Here is a 15,866-nt window from a genome sequence, read left to right as displayed (position 1 = left end):
CAGCGAGGCATGACTGCTCGACTGCGGGCAAGCCCCTGTGCCGTCCCCTTGGGCGAGACCTGATGACGGTTTCGGATGGGGGAATCGCGGTGGAGGGGCGATTTGTAGGAGGTGGCTGTGGCTGAGGACAAGAGGGCTGGGCCGGAGCGGGTGGTGATTGTCGGTAGTGGGTTTGCCGGGTTCACCTGTGCCAAGCGGTTGTGCAAGGTGTTGGGGCGGGCGGGGCAGGAGGTGGAGGTCCTGCTGGTTACGCCCAATGACTACATGCTGTACACGCCGTTGCTACCGGATGTGGCCGGTGGGGTGATCGATCCGCGGTTCGTCGCTGTGTCGCTGGCCGATGCGCTGCCGCGGGTGCGGTTGGTGATAGGTAAGGCCGAGGACGTCGATCTGGACAACAAGACGGTCAGGGTGAGCAGTGAGCATCAGGCCGATCGCGAATTATCTTGGGATCGGCTGGTTCTGACGCCGGGGTCGGTGACGCGGCTGTTCGATGTGCCTGGCGTCGCCGAGCATGCGCATGGACTCAAAACGGTGGCCGAGGCGCTGTATCTGCGCGAACAGTTGCTGCGGCAACTGGAGTTGGCCGACTTCGAGGATGATCCGGAGGTGCGCAAGGCGCGCAGGACCGTGGTTGTCGTCGGCGCTTCCTATGCGGGTACCGAGCTGATCGCGCAGTTGCGGGCGTTGGCCGATGCCTATGCGGCCCGGCGCGGATTCGATCCGGCCGAGGTTCGCTTCGTCCTGCTCGACATGGCCGAGCGGGTGATGCCGGAGGTCGGCGACCGGCTCAGCGACAAGGTGCTGGGCGTGCTTCGCGAACGGGGCATCGACATCCGGTTGAAGACCTCGCTGAAGGAACTGACGGAACGGCAGGCGGTACTCACCGACGGGACCGTCGTGCCGACCCACACGGTCGCCTGGGTGACCGGTGTGACCGGCGCACCCATGTTGGAATCTCTCGGCTTGCCGATGGAACGCGGACGCTTGGTGGTCGACGCGAACCTGTCCGTGCCCGGTCACCCCGATGTCTTCGCCGGTGGTGACGCGGCGGCGGTGCCAGACCTCACCAAACCCGGCAAGATCACCCCACCGACCGCCCAGCATGCCTCCCGGCAGGGTAAGGCGCTGGCCCGGAATGTGGCCGCAAGTCTCGGTATCGGCGGCGCCGCGCCGTACAAGCACCGCGACATGGGTTTGGTAGTCGATCTCGGACCGCACTTCGCGGTGGCGAATCCGTTGGGCGTCAACCTGTCCGGCTTCCCCGCCAAGGCCGTCACGCGGGCGTACCACACCATCGCCGTGCCGCGCCCGGTCAACCGCTGGGCGATCACCCTGGGCTATCTGACCAATTCGATTACCCCACGGCCGCTTTCGCTACTGGGACTGGTGAGTCCCGAGGAGGCGAGCTTCGACAGCAGCGAAGGGATCCCGACCCGACGATAGGAGCGGGCCGCGAACGGCACTGACGTTCGCGGCCCAGCCCACTCAGACGGAGACGGCCGCCTGCTCCCGCTGCAACTCCAGGGCGATGTCGATGAGCTGATCTTCCTGCCCGCCGACCAGTTTGCGCTTACCCGCGCGGACCAGCATCTCGGCGGCGGAGACGCCGTACCGTTCGGCCTGACGCTCGGCATGCTTGAGGAAGCTGGAGTAGACCCCGGCATAACCCATCATCAGCGAAGACCGGTCGAGCAGGCACTCCTGCGGCATCGCGGGACGAACCACATCTTCGGCGGCATCGGCGATGGCGTAGAAGTCGATGCCCGTCGTGATGTCGAGCTTGTCGCACACCCCGACCAGGGCCTCGACCGGAGTATTGCCCGCGCCCGCACCGAACCGTCTTGCGCTGCCGTCAATTTGAGTGGCACCCGCCCGGATCGCGTAGATGGAGTTGGCGACCGCCAGATCCAGGTTTTCGTGACCGTGGAACCCGACCTGCGCATCATTGCCCAGCTCGGCGACGAGGGCGGCGACACGATCGGTGACCTGGTCGAGCACGAGTGCACCGGCCGAGTCGACGACGTAGACGCACTGGCAGCCGGCGTCCGCCATGATCCGAGCCTGCTTGGCCAGCACCTCCGGCGGCTGCGAGTGCGACATCATCAGGAAGCCAACGGTTTCCAGCCCGAGCTCGCGGGCCAGGCCGAAGTGCTGGATGGAGACGTCGGCCTCGGTGCAGTGGGTGGCGATGCGGCAGATCGAGGCGCCGTTGTCCTGGGAGATCTTGATGTCTTCCTTGACGCCGACCCCGGGCAGCATCAGCACCGCGATCTTGGCCTGGGTCGCCGTCTCCGCGGCGATCTTGATCAGTTCCTGCTCAGGGGTTTTGGAGAAGCCGTAGTTGAACGACGAACCGCCGAGGCCGTCACCGTGGGTGACCTCGATGACCGGCACCTGCGCGCCGTCCAGGGCGGCGACGATGTCGCGGACCTCGGTGGCGGTGAACTGGTGGCGCTTGTGATGGGATCCGTCGCGCAACGAGGTGTCGGTGACGCGGATGTCGAGTTCTGCTGAGTAAGCCATGTTTTCGCTCCCTTACACCCGTGCCGAGACAATTTGCCCGGCGATGACCTCGCCGACCTGCGTTGCGGCAGCGGTCATGATGTCGAGGTTGCCCGCGTACGGCGGCAGGAAGTCACCCGCCCCTTCGACCTCGACGAACACCGAAACCTTCGCCATCCCACCGGCGATCACCGACGGCGGATCGAACTGCGGGTCGTTGAGCAGGCGATAGCCGGGTACGTACTGCTGGATGTCGGCCACCATCCGGTGGATGGAGTCGGTGATGGCCGCGGTGTCCGCATCCTCGGGGATCGCGCAGAAGATGGTGTCGCGCATGATCATCGGCGGCTCGGCCGGGTTCAGGATGATGATCGCCTTGCCGCGCTGCGCACCACCGATGGTTTCGACACCACGGCTGGTGGTCTTGGTGAACTCGTCGATGTTCGCCCGGGTCCCGGGGCCGGCCGAGACCGAGGACACCGACGCGACGATCTCCGCGTAAGCGACCGGCACCACGCGGGATACCGCCGCGACGATCGGGATGGTGGCCTGCCCACCGCAGGTGATCATGTTGACGTTCGGCGCATCGAGATTCGCGTCGAGGTTGACCGGCGGCACCACGGCGGGGCCGACGGCGGCGGGCGTGAGGTCGACCGCGCGGATCCCCGCTTCGGCATACTTCGGCGCGGCAGCGCGATGCACGTACGCCGAGGTCGCCTCGAAAACCAGTTCGGGCAGCTCGGATTGGGCCAGCAGCCAGTCCACCCCTTCGGCGGAGGTCTCCAGCCCGAGCCCGCGGGCGCGCTTCAAACCCTCGCTGTCGGGGTCGATCCCGATCATCCACCGCGGCTCGATGCTCGCCGAGCGCAGCAGCTTGTAGAGCAGATCGGTACTGATATTGCCGGACCCGACGATCGCGGCGGTGACGGTCCCGTTCTCGGACACCACATGCCTCCTAAATGAATTGCAAACGGACAGAACCGAGCCCGGCGAACTCGGCATGGAACGCGTCGCCCGGACGGGCGTCGATGGCGCGGGTGCACGAGCCGGGCAGCACGATGTCGCCCGCCTTCAATCGCACGCCGAAACTCGCGACCTTGCGGGCCAGCCAGGCCACCGCGATCACCGGATCGCCGAGCACGGCGTCGCTGCGCCCCTCGGCCACCACCTCACCATTGCGGGTGAGCACCGCGTCGATCGCCTTGATGTCGATGTCCTTGGGCGCCACCCGCTCCGGGCCGAGCACGAAGCCGGCGGAGGACGCGTTGTCGGAGATGGTGTCGGTCAGCCCGATCTTCCAGTCCTTGATCCGCGAGTCGATCAGCTCGATGGCGGGGGCGAAAGCGACGGTCGCGGCGAGCACGTCGTCCTCGGTGCAGTCCGCGCCGGGCAGGTCGGCGCCGAGCACGAAGCCGACTTCCACCTCGACGCGCGGAAACAGATAGCGGCCCGCCTCGACCGGAACGTCCTCGTAGACTTCCATTTCCGCGAGCAGATGCCCGTAGTCGGGTTCGTCCACGCCCATCATCTGCTGCATGGCCTTGGACGACAGCCCGACCTTGTGCCCGACCACCCTGGCGCCGCTGTCGAGCCTGCGCCGGATATTGATCAGCTGGATCTCGTAGGCATCGACCACATCGATGTCCGGGTACCGGGCCACCAGCGGATCGATCGCCACCCGATCCCGTTCGGCGAGCTCGAGCTCGTCGGCCAATTCGATTCGTACCGCATCGGTCAGCACGCTAGTTTCCTTCCACTCTTGCTTGATCGAGCGCCCCGAGCTGTTCGGACAGCACCGGCACGGTGCCGGCCGCGGCCCGACCGGCCCGGCGGCCGGAGAAGATGCAGTCCGACAGCGAGAGCCCGCTGACGTAGGACTCCGAGCAGATACCGACGGCCGTCCTGCCTGCGGCGAAAAGGCCCGGAATGTCGGTCCCGGCAGTCGATTTCACCGCGCCGGTGTCCTCGTCCACGACCACGCCGCCGAGGGTGAGCATCGGGCACGGGTTGGCCAGGCTCGGTCTGATGCCGACATCCAGCAGCCAGAACGGCCCGGTATGCAGCAGTCTGGTGAACTCGGCCGGCTTGCCGACCGGGTCCGGCGTGCCGTGCTCGATCGCGGCGTTGTGCGCGTCCACCGTCGCCCGCAGCCCGGCCACGTCGATGCCGGCCCGCGCCGCGACGGCTTCGAGGGTGGCGCCGCGAATCGCGGTGCGCCGCATCGCCTCGAACTGGCCGCGCTGGAACCAGGCGCCCTGCTTGCCGATCTGGTCGATCGCGGTGCGCATGAGATCGTCGTCGGCGAGCAGCCAGCCCTTGCCGCCGTGTTCGGTGATGAGCGCGTGCCCGACGGCCGCGCCGTACCTGGTCTCGTCGATGACGCGGCGGCCAGCCGCGTCGACCAGCACTGCGCCGGTAAATACGCTGGGCGGCAACAGGAACCGCCACGCGGAGACATTGCCCATCCGATCGGTGGCCGCACCGGCCCGCTGCGCGAGCAGGATGCCGCTGCCGTCGTCACCGGTGGTGCCGAGCGCGAGGCCGCCGCGATAGTCCGGCGCGTATTCGCGCAGCATCGCGCGGTTGGCGATGAAGCCACCGGCACTGAGCACCACGCCACGACGGGCGAGTACGCGAATAGTCTTGCCGTACTGACGATCCAGCCGGACGAGGCGCTTCTCCAGCGCGGCGCGCAGCGGCGGATAATAGATGCCGGGCTTGGCGGCGACCTTGGCCAAGCGGGTGTACCGATCACGGACCCGGCCCGGTGCGTCACGCAGCGTCCGACACTCGACACCGATCACGGTGCCCACCTCATCGGTGATGAGTTCGGTTGCCTGCGTGAGCGTTTCGACTCGGACGCCGAGCCTGGAAGCGGCGGCTGTGAGCGGCCCCGTCAGCTGCTTGCCGGAGGTACCCTTGCCCTTGACCCGATGCCCACGCTGCGCCGCCGGGATATCCCGGAACGCACCGGAGATCTCGCTGCCCGAGTAGTACAGGTAATAGCTGTCGTTCGGGTACGAGGTCTTGTACGGGCACAGCGACGCCTCGAACGGAACGCCATGGCCCTTCAGCCACTCGATCATCGCCGGGCTGCCGTCCACGAAGCGGCGCAGCGTCGCGGGCGACACCGCGTCGCCGACCTCGCGCCCGAGATACGCGAGCATCGCCTCGGGCGTATCCGCGACGCCGGCCTCCTGCTGCACCGACGTCCCGCCGCCGGCGTAGATGATGCCGCCGGACAGCGCCGACGCCCCGCCACCGGCGAACCGCTCCAACGCGAGCACCTGCGCGCCGTCGGCCGCCGCTTCCAGCGCGGCAGCGGCACCGGCCGCGCCGAAACCGACAACGACCACGTCGGCAACCAGGTCCCAATCGAACCCCATGTAGTTCACTCCGGTCTGAAACTGAAACGAGTTTCTCGGTAGATGAGAAGCCGAGTAAGTCTTCTGCCACACAACATAGACCAATGGCCGCATCATTCTATAACGTGTTCTACATGATTGATCGGGAATACGATGTGGTGGTGGTCGGCAGCGGCGCTGCGGGCATGACCGCCGCCCTCACCGCCGCCCAGCACGGGCTCAGCGTGGTGCTCATCGAGAAGGCCGCGCACTACGGCGGGTCCACCGCCCGCTCCGGCGGCGGTGTCTGGATCCCCGGCAACAAGGCGCTGCGCGCCTCCGGCCGACCGGACGACCGCGAGGCAGCGCGCACCTACCTGCACAGCATCATCGGCGACGTGGTGCCCAAGGACCGGATCGATACCTACATCGACCGGGGTGCGGAAGCCTTCGACTTCGTGCTCGACCACACCCCGCTGAAGATGAAGTGGGTGCCGGGCTACTCCGACTACTACCCCGAGGCCCCCGGCGGTCTCGGCGAGGGCCGGTCCTGCGAGCCCACCCCGTTCAACGCCAAGGTGCTCGGCGCGGAGCTGGCCAACCTGGAGCCACCGTATGCCAAGGCGCCGCTGAACGTGGTGGTCATGCAGGCCGATTTCGTCCGGCTCAACCTGATCCGCAGGCACCCGAAGGGCATCATGCGCGCGCTGCGGGTCGGTGCGCGTACCTACTGGGCCAAGGCCACCGGCAAGCACATCCTCGGCATGGGCCAAGCGATCATCGCCGCGATGCGCAAGGGGCTGCTCGACGCGAATGTGCCGGTGCTGCTGAACACTCCGCTGACCGGGCTGGTAGTGCAGAACGGCGTGGTCACCGGGGTCGAGGCGGAGCACGAGGGCGAGCAGGTCACCTTCACCGCGCGCTACGGCGTGGTGCTCGGCAGCGGCGGTTTCGAGCACAACGCCGAGCTGCGCACCAAGTACCAGCGCCAGCCCATCACCACCGAGTGGACCACCGGCGCGGCCGCCAATACCGGCGACGGCATCTTGGCGGGCATGGCGGCGGGCGGCGATGTCGGCTTCATGGAGGACGCCTGGTGGGGTCCGACGATGTTCAAGGGCGGGCGGCCGTGGTTCGCGCTGGCCGAGCGCAATCTGCCGGGCACCATCATGATCAATGCCGAGGGCAAGCGCTTCGGCAACGAGTCCGCACCCTACGTCGAGGCCGTGCACACCATGTACGGCGGCGAATACGGCCAGGGCGAGGGCCCGGGTGCCAACATTCCGGCCTGGCTGGTCTTCGACCAGCGCTACCGCAACCGCTACATCTTCGCCGGATTGCAGCCGGGCCAGCGCTTTCCCAAGCGCTGGCTGGAGAACGACAACATCGTGCAGACCGACACCCTCGACGAGCTGGCCGACAAGATCGGTGTTCCGGCGGCCGACCTCGCCGCCACCGTCGCCAGGTTCAACACCTTCGCCGAGACCGGCAAGGACGCGGACTTCGGTCGCGGCGACAGCCATTACGACCGGTACTACGGCGATCCGACGGTGAAGCCGAACCCGTGCTTGGCCGCGCTGGTGCAAGGTCCGTTCTATGCCGCGAAGATCGTGCCCGGCGATCTCGGCACCAAGGGCGGTCTGGTCGCCGACACGGCGGGCCGGGTGCTGCGCGAGGACGGCAGCCCGATCGAGGGCCTGTATGCCTCGGGCAACTGCTCGACCCCGGTGATGGGCCACACCTACGCGGGTCCCGGCGCCACCATCGGACCCGCGCTCACCTTCGGATACCTGGCCGTGCTCGATATCGTCGAGAAGAAGGCCGCGCAGCCCACCCGCCCGCTGCCGGACAAGGAGTCCTGATGCCGATCGATCCGAAAATCGCACTCGGGGCCGAACTTCCGAGCCGCGAGTTCTCCTGGACACCGTCCGACGTGCAGCTGTACCAGCTGGGACTCGGTGCGGGCACCCGCTGGACCGAGCCCGCCGAGCTGCGGTACCTCGACGACCGCACGCCCCAGGTGCTGCCGACGTTCGCGACCGTGGCGCCGACCCTGCACGAGACCGAGCCGCCGCGAGTCAGCTTCCCCGGCATCGACATCGACCTGGCCAAGGTGGTGCACGGACATCAGGAGGTCGAGCTGCACCGCCCGATTCCCGCCTCGGGTAAGGCCACGAGCACCGGCCGGATCACCGAGCTGTGGGACAAGGGTTCCGCGGCGGTGGTGGTCCAGGAGCAGACCGTCACCGGTTCCGACGGCGCACCGCTGTGGACCGCGCGGTCCTCGATCTTCGCCCGCGGCGAGGGCGGCTTCGGCGGCGAACGCGGACCCAGCACCAAGACCGAACTGCCGGATCGGGCACCGGATTTCGACGTGACCACGCCGACCCTGCCGCAGCAGGCGCTGCTCTACCGCATGTGCGGCGACCGCAATCCGCTGCACTCGGATCCCGAATTCGCCCGCGCCGCCGGGTTTCCCGCGCCGATCCTGCATGGGCTCTGCACCTACGGCATCGTGTGCAAGACGGTCACCGACGCGGTGCTCGGCTCGGATGCGAGCCGGGTCACCGGTTTCCGGGCCCGCTTCGCCGGTGTGCTCTACCCGGGCGAGACGATCCGGACCCGGATCTGGCAGCAGGACGACGAATTGACCATTGCCGCAACGGTGGTCGAACGCGAGGATGCGCCGGTGCTCGGCGACGTCACCTTACGGTTCAGCGCCGCCTGACAGTCCTTCGATCTGCCGCAGGCGAGTGCGCTACGCGGCAGATCCGGGGGTGTTCGGCTGCGTTTCGGTGACGCCCGACGGGCGAGATACGGTGCGGCCCCGACGGACGGCGGCACCCTGGACTATCAACGCGTACAACACCAGCACCAGGATCGGGGCGGCGAGCGGCGCCCAGGCCAGGCGCAGCGGGAGCAGCGCGGCCCCGACGGCCACGGCGGCGAAGCCGACCGCACCCGCCACCGAGGGGACGGTGGTGGGTACGACGCCGTGCGGTGCGGTGACGGTGGCGGCGTTCAGCAGGTAAGTGGTGGCAACCAAACCCATTGCCGCGGCGGCGAGTACGCCGGGATTCGCGACGGCCAGCACGCCGATGGCCAGCAGCACGGCGAGCACCGCGAACGGTCGGAACCACCAGCCGAGGGCGACCAGGACCAGCGCGGGGACGGCGGCCCACGGTTCCAGCAGCGCGACCGAGGTGACCAGGAGTACGCCCGAGAGGACGGCCAGGAATCGGGTCATCGGCGCACCCGGACGGTGCGGCGGTGTTCGGGCAGCACGCGCATGATCTGGTCGAGCCGGGTCTCCGCGGGCCAGGCCACGATGTCGACGCCGACGGTGCCCATGTCGCGATACATGGAGGCGCGCTCGAGCTGCCACATCTTGGCCAGCGTCGGATCGAGATCGTCGCGGAACGGCGTGCCGCGCAGGACATCCACCACCACCACGACGTGCCCGCGCTTGCGCAGATCGATCAACGCGAGCGCGAACTGGGTGTCCAGCAGCGTGGAGAAGGCGACCACGATGGCGCCGAGCGGCACCGCCGAGTGCGGCGCCAGGGTGCCGGTGGTCGGGATGTACTCGTCGCCGACGTCGAGCACCGTGTCGACGATCCGATAGAACTGGCGACGGCCGATATCCGGGCGCAGCCAGCGCGGCTGCCTGCCGAGGCAGACGACGGCGGTGCGGTCGCCGGCTTGCAGAGTGGACTGCACCACCTGCGCCGCGCCGCGCACCGAAAGTTCCAGGGAATCGGTGGCGGGGCCCGGCGCCTGCTGCGAGGTATCCACCAGCACAACGACATCCGCGGAACGGTTGGTCAACCGCTCGGTGACGTAGAGCCTGCCGCGACGCGCACTCACCGGCCAGTTCACGATGCGCAGCTGATCGCCCGGGGCATAGGCGCGGATGTCGGCGTACTCGACGCCAGGACCGTGCCTGCGGGTCAGGTGGGTACCCAGCCGTTCAGGTAGCTCGGTACGCGGCAGCCGCATTCGCTGCGGATCGGTGATCGGGTAGACGAACAGTTGCCCGGCGGGCAGCACCGCGGTGGCTACGGCGAGCCCTGCCGGGCTGAGCGCGGAAACCCGCACCGACACCGGATAACGACCCCACCGATCCGCCGACAAGGCCAGCCGCAGACCGGCGGGCGCGCTGCCGGAATCATTGGACTCCTCGATCTCGATGCCCAGTGCCGCAACCACTTCCGGCTGCAACCGCAGTAGCGCGTGCCCCTGCTCGACGAAGGCGGCGACGGTCAGCACCACCTCTTCGGACTCGAAACACCGCAGCGTGCCGCCGCCGTCGACCTGGATCTTGGTCGCGGACTGCTGCCACCGCGCGGTCGCCAGCACGCCGAGCAGCGGTGCGGCGAAGACCACCAGCTGCCACCGCCCCAGCACCACCGCGACCACCAGCGCCGCCGCGGCGCAGATCGCCAGCATGAAGACCAACGGGGCAGGGCGCCAACGCAATTCGGCCTCGACAGCGGTGCTCGCGTCGCGGTGTTTCATGGCTTCGCCTCGCCGGCGCTCGGCTCCGTCATGGACATGGCACGCCGGCAAACGATTCGCTCGTTGCGTTCGCTCATGACTCCACCTCGCTGACGCTCGGCTCCATCATGCGCGAGGCGCACTGGCACACGATTCGCTCACTGCGTTCGCTCATGACTCCACCTCGCTGACGCTCGGCTCCATCATGCGCGAGGCGCACTGGCACACGATTCGCTCACTGCGTTCGCTCATGTCACGGTGGCGCGCGGCACGGGCAGGCGGCGCAGCAGTTCGGTGATCACGTCCTCACCGCGGATCCGGCGTACCCACATCTCCGGGCGCAGCGTGATCCGGTGCGCCATGGCCGGAATCGCCAGGGCCTTCACATCTTCCGGAATCACATAGTCGCGCCCGAGCAGCAGCGCCCTGGCCCGCGACATCTGCACCAGGTCCAGCTCCGCGCGCGGACTCGCGCCGACCTCCACCTGCGGGTGCGCCCGGGTGGCCGTGGCGAGCGCGACCACATAGCTCACGACATCCGGATGCACCGTGACGTACTCGACCGATTGGCGCATCTCCAACAGCCCGTTCGCGTCCACCACCTGGTTGACCTGCGGCGTGGTCGAACCGCGCTCCAGCCTGCGCCGGATCATCTGCTTCTCGTCGTGCTCGGACAGGTAGCCGAGCCTGAGCTGGATCGCGAACCGGTCCAGCTGTGCCTCCGGCAGGGGGTAGGTGCCCTCGTACTCGATCGGGTTGTCGGTCGCGAGCACGATGAAAGGCTGTGGCAGCTGGAAGGTTTCGCCGTCGATGCTGACCTGCCCCTCGGCCATCGACTCCAGCAGCGCGGCCTGGGTTTTCGGCGGGGTCCGGTTGATCTCGTCCGCGAGCAGCACATTGGTGAAGACCGGACCGCGCCGGAAAGTGAAGCGGCCCGAGGACATGTCGTAGATGGTGGACCCGAGTAGATCGGCGGGTAGCAGGTCCGGCGTGAACTGCACGCGGGTGAACTGCAGGCCGAGCGCCGCGGCGAACGATCTGGCGATCAACGTCTTGCCCAGGCCGGGCAGGTCCTCGATGAGGACGTGCCCGCCGGCCAGCACCGCGATCATGATCAATCGCATTTCTTCCTGCTTGCCGACGATCACCCGGGATAGCTCCCTGAGCACGGCGTCGCTGCGCTGGACGGTGACATCCATCGGCATCGTCATGTGTGTACCCGCACTTGCCTCAACCCATTTCACATTCTCTGCAGGCGGCTCAGGATCTCGTCCAGCGCCGCCCGTCCCGGTGCCCTAGTGGTCTGATCACGCAATGCCGAGTTGGCCGGGTCCACCCAGCGCCACAGTTCCGGCCCGAACAGATGAATACCGGCGGCCTCGGTCGCCTTGCGGTTCTTCGCGACCCGCTGCCCGCTGGACAGCTCGAACTCCTTGGCCAGCAAGGGGCGCAGGTGCCGGTCCCAGTCGGCGCGGGTGCCCTCGGCACGGTCGGCGAGCATCTGCGCCCTGGCGTGCCAGCGGCGCAGCATCTCGGCGGGGCCGTTCTCGATCTCGTCGATATCCTGGTAGGCCCTCGGCTCGGCGCGGTCGCGCAGCGACCACACCAGCCAGGCCAGAGCCACCGCCACCGGGACCGCCGCGACGAGCAACAGCACCCCTCGCGCCCGGTCGAGGGTGACGAGCTCGATCAGCGCGACGACGGTCGCGGCGCCGAGGACAATGGCCGTTCGGTTCAAGCCGCCGCCTCTCCCTGCAGGTCCGCCAGGACGATCCGCAGCAGCTGCTCGGCCCGCATGCGCTGCCACGCGAGCATCGCGTGCGGGCTGAACCTGGCCTCCTCGAACAGCGCGACCAGCTCCCTGGCGGACGCGTCGTGCAGCGCGCCGCGTTCGAAGGCACGCGCGAGCACCTCCATCGGGGTGTCCGAAATCAGCGGTGCGGCAGCGCGATCGAAGGCGAGCCCGCGTTCCATCGCGACGTAGCAGGCGATGATCGCGGTGCGCGGGTCCTGGCCGGGCACATTCATTGCTGCCAAACCCATTTCGGCCGCCCTGGCGAGTGAGTCCACCGCGGTCGGCGGGACCGGGACCAGCGGTGCCGGTGCCGGTGCGGGCTTGCGGCGGGCGGCCACCGCGACCACGACGAGGCCGGCGATGGCCACCGCGATCAGCGCGAGCGCGGCGATGGCGGTCAGCAGTAAGGCGGTGCCGGTCAATTCGGCGGGGGTGGCGCCGGGGTCCGGCGTCGCGGTGCTGAAGTCGTCGACCGGCTGGCCGGTGGCCGGCGCGGATGCCGGTGGCGGGGGCGCGCTTTCACGTCCGACGCCGACGAAGAACACCGCCGAGGCGGCCGCCAGCACCAGGGCGAGCACCGCCAGTCCGGCCAGCACCAGCAGGCCGACGCGGCCGAGGCGCCACTGCTGGCGGTCGGTGTCGCGGTCGGGTTCGGGCATGGCCAGCGGGAGGCGGTGCTGGCTGGCGATCACGCCCGCGATCAGGATGACCATGGACACCATGAGCAGCACCGGCATCAGCGCCACCGACAGCGCCGACGGCGCCGAGCGGCTGTCCCCACGGGATTCGGTCACGCCGGGCAGGTATCCGCGCAACGCGATCGCGGCAGCGGCGAGCAGCGTGATCAGCACGATCACGCGTAATATCGGCGCTCGCGCCCCAGCCACTGATTACCACCACATCTGAGTACTGCACAAAACAGCCACATAGTTACATGCCGGATGGTCCGCTCGGGAGGGAATCGAATACTTCGGAATACATCCTCTTTAACAGCGTGCGGTGCCACTTCGGTGCAGGTCGCCGACTTGTTGCACAACTATCCGATGCGGGACGGTACCAATTGGGATAGTTCACAAAGACGGCTGGCGAGTCGCGCGATATCGGGGACGCCGCAGACGCCGGCGACCAAGTCCGCCAAGGGGACCCGGGCGTGCACGATGAGTTCGCGATCGGCGTCGTAGAGCACATCGACCACGTTGACGAAACGCATCGCCCAGTCCGGTGGCACGTCGTGTAACGGCGGGACGTCGCAGATGATCCAGCGCCGGAAGCGTTGGGACAGTTCGACATAGTCGGCGGCAGCGGTGGATGTGCCGCAGAGTGCGGCGAATTCGATGGTGAGTGTGGTGTCGTCGGCGGATAAGGCGAACAGCCGACGGGTGCCGATTTGCACCGATACCGAGTCGGCAGTCAATTTTTCGCCGTTCGGATGTTCGACCGGGAGCGGTGGGGTGTCGTGCGGCAAGTCTGCGGAAACAATTCGGTATGCACCCGCGACGAAACCCGTACTGCGGGTGATTGTTCGGTCTGCCCGAGTGCGATAGTCCACCGGACCATCCACCGAGACGACCTCGAGGTTGGCGGTGATGCGGGCGATCGTCGGCAGGAACCTATCGTGAAACAGCGGATTCGGCAGTAGCTGCTCGGGTGGGTAATTCGACGTCACCACCAGCGTCACCCGGCGCGCGAACAATGCGTCGAGCATTCGCGCGATCAGCATCGCATCGCCGATGTCGTGCACATGGAATTCGTCGAAGCAGACCAGCCGAGCATCACCGAGCAACGCCGCGACAGCCGCATCGATCGAACCGGTCGCATGCGCGGCTGCGTGCAACCGGACAAAGAACTGATGAAAGTGAAAGCGCCGCTTACGATCCGACCCCACCCTGGCGAAGAACCGATCCATCACCATCGTCTTCCCCCGCCCCGGCCGCCCCCACAAATAAACCCCCCGGCCCCCTTTGACCGGCCGCCCCCGCCGATTCACCAACTCCCCCAGCCGCCTCATCGCCCGCACCTGCTCCGCGTCCAGGACGATCTTCGATGCCGCGTCGCTTTCCATGAGACCTCCTTGTCCTCTACATTTGTAGAGGACAAGGTCAGGCCGAGCCAGGAAAGGTGAGCATGTCCACAACCGACCGGCGCGCACTCATCGTCGATGCCGCCATCGAACTGATTGCCACCCAGGGCATTCGGGCACTGACGCACCGCGGCATCGATGCCGGGCTGGGCCTGCCCGCAGGTTCGTCCTCGTACTACTTCCGTACGAAACGCGCTCTGATCGAGGCCATCGTGGAACGGATCACGGCCCGCTCTCGCGCGGACTTCATCGCCGCCCAACTCGACCTGACCGGACCCGTGGATCCCGATGCCACCGCGCGCGGAATCGCCAGCTGGCTGGATCGCCTACTCAGCGAACGCCGTAGTCACCTGATCGCCCGGCACACCCTGATCCTCGAATTGCTGTCGGACGCCGACCTGCACGCGCGCCTGGCCCACAGCCTGTTCTCCACCGAGCGCGCCCGAGACTTGTTCCACGCCATGGACTGCGCCGACCCCTCGGCCACAGCCGCCGACTTCGTCGCCCTCATCGAGGGCGCGGTCTTCGACCGATTCGCGGGCAGCCGGGCCGATCTCGCCCCGGGCAGCCCGGAGAGCGTCCGCCAACTCGCTACCCTGCTGGGAATCTTCTTCCGCGGCGTAAGTCTTCAGGCAGGCCAGCCGCGTTCGCTGTAGGGGGTGCCGGTGAAGTGGGCTCGGATGCCTGCGGCGGAGTAGGGGATGATGTTGTCGGGGAGGGCGTCCAGGGGGAACCAGCGGAGTTCGTGGGATTGGTCGGGTTCGCGGTTGGTGGGGGTGCCGGTCCAGTGGTGGGTTTCGAAGAAGAGACCGAGGCGGGGGTCGCGGCCGGAGCCGACTACGTGGGCGGTGTGGATGTGGTGAAGGTCGGCGGGGTCGATGTGTACCCCGGTTTCTTCGTTCGCCTCGCGGGTCGCGGCGGCGGTGGCGGATTCGCCCGCCTCCAGTTTGCCTGCGGGCAGGTGCCAGCGGCCGTCGAATTCGTCGTCGCTGCGGCGTTTGCTGAGCAGCAGTCGGCCGTCGCGGATGAGCAGGATGTGCACATCGACCAGGTGCCGCGTGGTCATGCGGTTGCTCCCGCGCCGAGTTCGAGAGCGACTGCGCCGCTGACCAGTTCGCGGGCACGCGCCAGTTCGAGGGTGCCGCTGAGCCAGCGCATACTCACGCCTTCGATCAGGGCGGTGAGGCGTTCGGCGGCGTCGGCGGGCGCGATATCGGCGGCCACGGTGCCCTGCTCCTGGGCACTGCGGATGAGCCAACCCAGATAGTCGGTCCAGCGGACAGTGGCCTCGCGGAGTTGCTCGCGCAGCTCCGGCTGGAAGATCGCGGACGCGCAGAATTCGCCCCACGCGATGCTGTTCTCGATGACCAGCGGGGTGTCCTGGAGTTCGAGCAGCAGCAGTTGCTCGAGATGGGCGACCGGGTCGACGGCGGGGTCGATCTCGGTTTCGGTGTAGCGCTCGGCCCGGGTGCTGATGAAATCCAGCGTCTGCTCGAGCAGGCCCGCACGGTCCTTGAAGTGGTAGTAGATCAGCGAGGTGGACACGCCGGCCGCCTCGGCCAGTTCCTCCACCCGCAGACCACGGACACCGCGCTGCGCGACCACGCGGGCGGCCGACTCCAGGATCGAATCACGACGAGACATG

16 protein-coding genes are annotated in these 15,866 nt (G+C 67.9%); 4 read left to right on the top strand and 12 right to left on the bottom strand.

Translation table 11 applies throughout. The features are described 5' to 3' along the window. Positions 1–117 precede the first annotated feature (117 nt). On the top strand, positions 118–1,446 hold the full coding sequence (locus tag IBX18_RS11885) for an NAD(P)/FAD-dependent oxidoreductase (protein WP_306796237.1): 1,329 nt from the start codon (positions 118–120) through the stop codon (positions 1,444–1,446). A 42-nt stretch (positions 1,447–1,488) separates the two neighbouring features. Here IBX18_RS11885 and dmpG read toward each other — a convergent pair whose 3' ends face one another. From dmpG to IBX18_RS11865, 4 genes are read right to left on the bottom strand one after another with little or no spacing between them, the layout of a single operon-like run. Continuing rightward, a complete protein-coding gene (gene dmpG, locus IBX18_RS11880) occupies positions 1,489–2,526 on the bottom strand; it encodes a 4-hydroxy-2-oxovalerate aldolase (protein WP_194833812.1) in 1,038 nt (345 codons plus the stop codon). A 12-nt stretch (positions 2,527–2,538) separates the two neighbouring features. After that, on the bottom strand, positions 2,539–3,450 hold the full coding sequence (locus IBX18_RS11875) for an acetaldehyde dehydrogenase (acetylating) (protein ID WP_194833811.1): 912 nt from the start codon (positions 3,448–3,450) through the stop codon (positions 2,539–2,541). A gap of 10 nt (positions 3,451–3,460) precedes the next feature. Then, positions 3,461–4,246, bottom strand: a complete 786-nt coding sequence (locus IBX18_RS11870; protein ID WP_194833810.1) for a 2-keto-4-pentenoate hydratase — start codon at positions 4,244–4,246, stop codon at positions 3,461–3,463. Between the two features lies 1 nt (position 4,247). Further along, positions 4,248–5,891: an FAD-binding protein gene (locus IBX18_RS11865; RefSeq protein ID WP_228540876.1), complete on the bottom strand. Its 1,644-nt coding sequence runs from the start codon at positions 5,889–5,891 to the stop codon at positions 4,248–4,250. Positions 5,892–6,004: 113 nt separating this feature from the next. Here IBX18_RS11865 and kstD point away from each other — a divergent pair, with 113 nt between their 5' ends. After that, the gene (kstD, locus tag IBX18_RS11860) at positions 6,005–7,711 is read left to right on the top strand and encodes a 3-oxosteroid 1-dehydrogenase (protein WP_194833809.1); all 1,707 of its coding nucleotides are present in this window, start codon (positions 6,005–6,007) and stop codon (positions 7,709–7,711) included. Further along, positions 7,711–8,577 (top strand): MaoC family dehydratase, encoded by an 867-nt coding sequence (locus IBX18_RS11855; RefSeq protein WP_194833808.1) that lies wholly within the window; start codon positions 7,711–7,713, stop codon positions 8,575–8,577. The genes kstD and IBX18_RS11855 overlap by 1 nt, the downstream gene beginning before the upstream one ends. Positions 8,578–8,607: 30 nt before the next feature. Here the strand turns inward: IBX18_RS11855 and IBX18_RS11850 are convergent, their stop codons facing one another. The 6 genes from IBX18_RS11850 to zapE all read right to left on the bottom strand — a co-directional run bounded on the left by IBX18_RS11850 (position 8,608) and on the right by zapE (position 14,203). Then, complete coding sequence (locus IBX18_RS11850; RefSeq protein ID WP_194833807.1) at positions 8,608–9,096, bottom strand: hypothetical protein; 489 nt, start codon at positions 9,094–9,096, stop codon at positions 8,608–8,610. Further along, complete coding sequence (locus IBX18_RS11845) at positions 9,093–10,367, bottom strand: DUF58 domain-containing protein (protein ID WP_194833806.1); 1,275 nt, start codon at positions 10,365–10,367, stop codon at positions 9,093–9,095. The genes IBX18_RS11850 and IBX18_RS11845 overlap by 4 nt, the downstream gene beginning before the upstream one ends. A gap of 227 nt (positions 10,368–10,594) precedes the next feature. Continuing rightward, positions 10,595–11,557: a MoxR family ATPase gene (locus IBX18_RS11840; RefSeq protein WP_194833805.1), complete on the bottom strand. Its 963-nt coding sequence runs from the start codon at positions 11,555–11,557 to the stop codon at positions 10,595–10,597. A 29-nt stretch (positions 11,558–11,586) separates the two neighbouring features. Beyond that, entirely contained in the window at positions 11,587–12,084 is a 498-nt protein-coding gene (locus tag IBX18_RS11835; RefSeq protein WP_135234528.1) for a hypothetical protein, read from the bottom strand. Next, entirely contained in the window at positions 12,081–12,998 is a 918-nt protein-coding gene (locus IBX18_RS11830) for a DUF4129 domain-containing protein (protein ID WP_306796236.1), read from the bottom strand. The genes IBX18_RS11835 and IBX18_RS11830 overlap by 4 nt, the downstream gene beginning before the upstream one ends. A 179-nt stretch (positions 12,999–13,177) precedes the next feature. Beyond that, the gene (zapE, locus tag IBX18_RS11825) at positions 13,178–14,203 is read right to left on the bottom strand and encodes a cell division protein ZapE (protein WP_194833803.1); all 1,026 of its coding nucleotides are present in this window, start codon (positions 14,201–14,203) and stop codon (positions 13,178–13,180) included. 62 nt (positions 14,204–14,265) lie between these two features. Here zapE and IBX18_RS11820 point away from each other — a divergent pair, with 62 nt between their 5' ends. Continuing rightward, positions 14,266–14,877 (top strand): TetR/AcrR family transcriptional regulator, encoded by a 612-nt coding sequence (locus tag IBX18_RS11820; protein WP_194833802.1) that lies wholly within the window; start codon positions 14,266–14,268, stop codon positions 14,875–14,877. Here IBX18_RS11820 and IBX18_RS11815 read toward each other — a convergent pair. Together IBX18_RS11815 and IBX18_RS11810 are read right to left on the bottom strand one after the other, a co-directional pair. After that, entirely contained in the window at positions 14,850–15,287 is a 438-nt protein-coding gene (locus IBX18_RS11815) for an NUDIX domain-containing protein (protein ID WP_194833801.1), read from the bottom strand. The two genes, IBX18_RS11820 and IBX18_RS11815, sit on opposite strands and share 28 nt — an antisense overlap. Continuing rightward, positions 15,284–15,865 carry a TetR/AcrR family transcriptional regulator gene (locus tag IBX18_RS11810; RefSeq protein ID WP_194833800.1) on the bottom strand — a complete coding sequence of 194 codons (582 nt, stop codon included), beginning with the start codon at positions 15,863–15,865 and terminating at the stop codon, positions 15,284–15,286. Before IBX18_RS11810 ends, IBX18_RS11815 begins: the two co-directional genes overlap by 4 nt. Between the last annotated feature and the right edge of the window lies 1 nt (position 15,866).

It is taken from the genome of Nocardia sp. XZ_19_369 (assembly GCF_015355715.1).
Taxonomy (GTDB): Bacteria; Actinomycetota; Actinomycetes; order Mycobacteriales; family Mycobacteriaceae; genus Nocardia.
This window is presented reverse-complemented; position numbering and strand designations above follow the sequence as displayed.

What these genes read in the sequence shown, in the direction of transcription:
- dmpG (WP_194833812.1), bottom strand. Translation starts at nt 2,526, where the DNA reads ATGGCTTACTCAGCAGAACTCGACATCCGCGTCACCGACACCTCGTTG.
- IBX18_RS11865 (WP_228540876.1), bottom strand. Translation starts at nt 5,891, where the DNA reads ATGGGGTTCGATTGGGACCTGGTTGCCGACGTGGTCGTTGTCGGTTTC.
- kstD (WP_194833809.1), top strand. Translation starts at nt 6,005, where the DNA reads ATGATTGATCGGGAATACGATGTGGTGGTGGTCGGCAGCGGCGCTGCG.
- IBX18_RS11855 (WP_194833808.1), top strand. Translation starts at nt 7,711, where the DNA reads ATGCCGATCGATCCGAAAATCGCACTCGGGGCCGAACTTCCGAGCCGC.
- IBX18_RS11850 (WP_194833807.1), bottom strand. Translation starts at nt 9,096, where the DNA reads ATGACCCGATTCCTGGCCGTCCTCTCGGGCGTACTCCTGGTCACCTCG.
- IBX18_RS11845 (WP_194833806.1), bottom strand. Translation starts at nt 10,367, where the DNA reads ATGAAACACCGCGACGCGAGCACCGCTGTCGAGGCCGAATTGCGTTGG.
- IBX18_RS11840 (WP_194833805.1), bottom strand. Translation starts at nt 11,557, where the DNA reads ATGACGATGCCGATGGATGTCACCGTCCAGCGCAGCGACGCCGTGCTC.
- zapE (WP_194833803.1), bottom strand. Translation starts at nt 14,203, where the DNA reads ATGGAAAGCGACGCGGCATCGAAGATCGTCCTGGACGCGGAGCAGGTG.
- IBX18_RS11820 (WP_194833802.1), top strand. Translation starts at nt 14,266, where the DNA reads ATGTCCACAACCGACCGGCGCGCACTCATCGTCGATGCCGCCATCGAA.
- IBX18_RS11815 (WP_194833801.1), bottom strand. Translation starts at nt 15,287, where the DNA reads ATGACCACGCGGCACCTGGTCGATGTGCACATCCTGCTCATCCGCGAC.
- IBX18_RS11810 (WP_194833800.1), bottom strand. Translation starts at nt 15,865, where the DNA reads ATGTCTCGTCGTGATTCGATCCTGGAGTCGGCCGCCCGCGTGGTCGCG.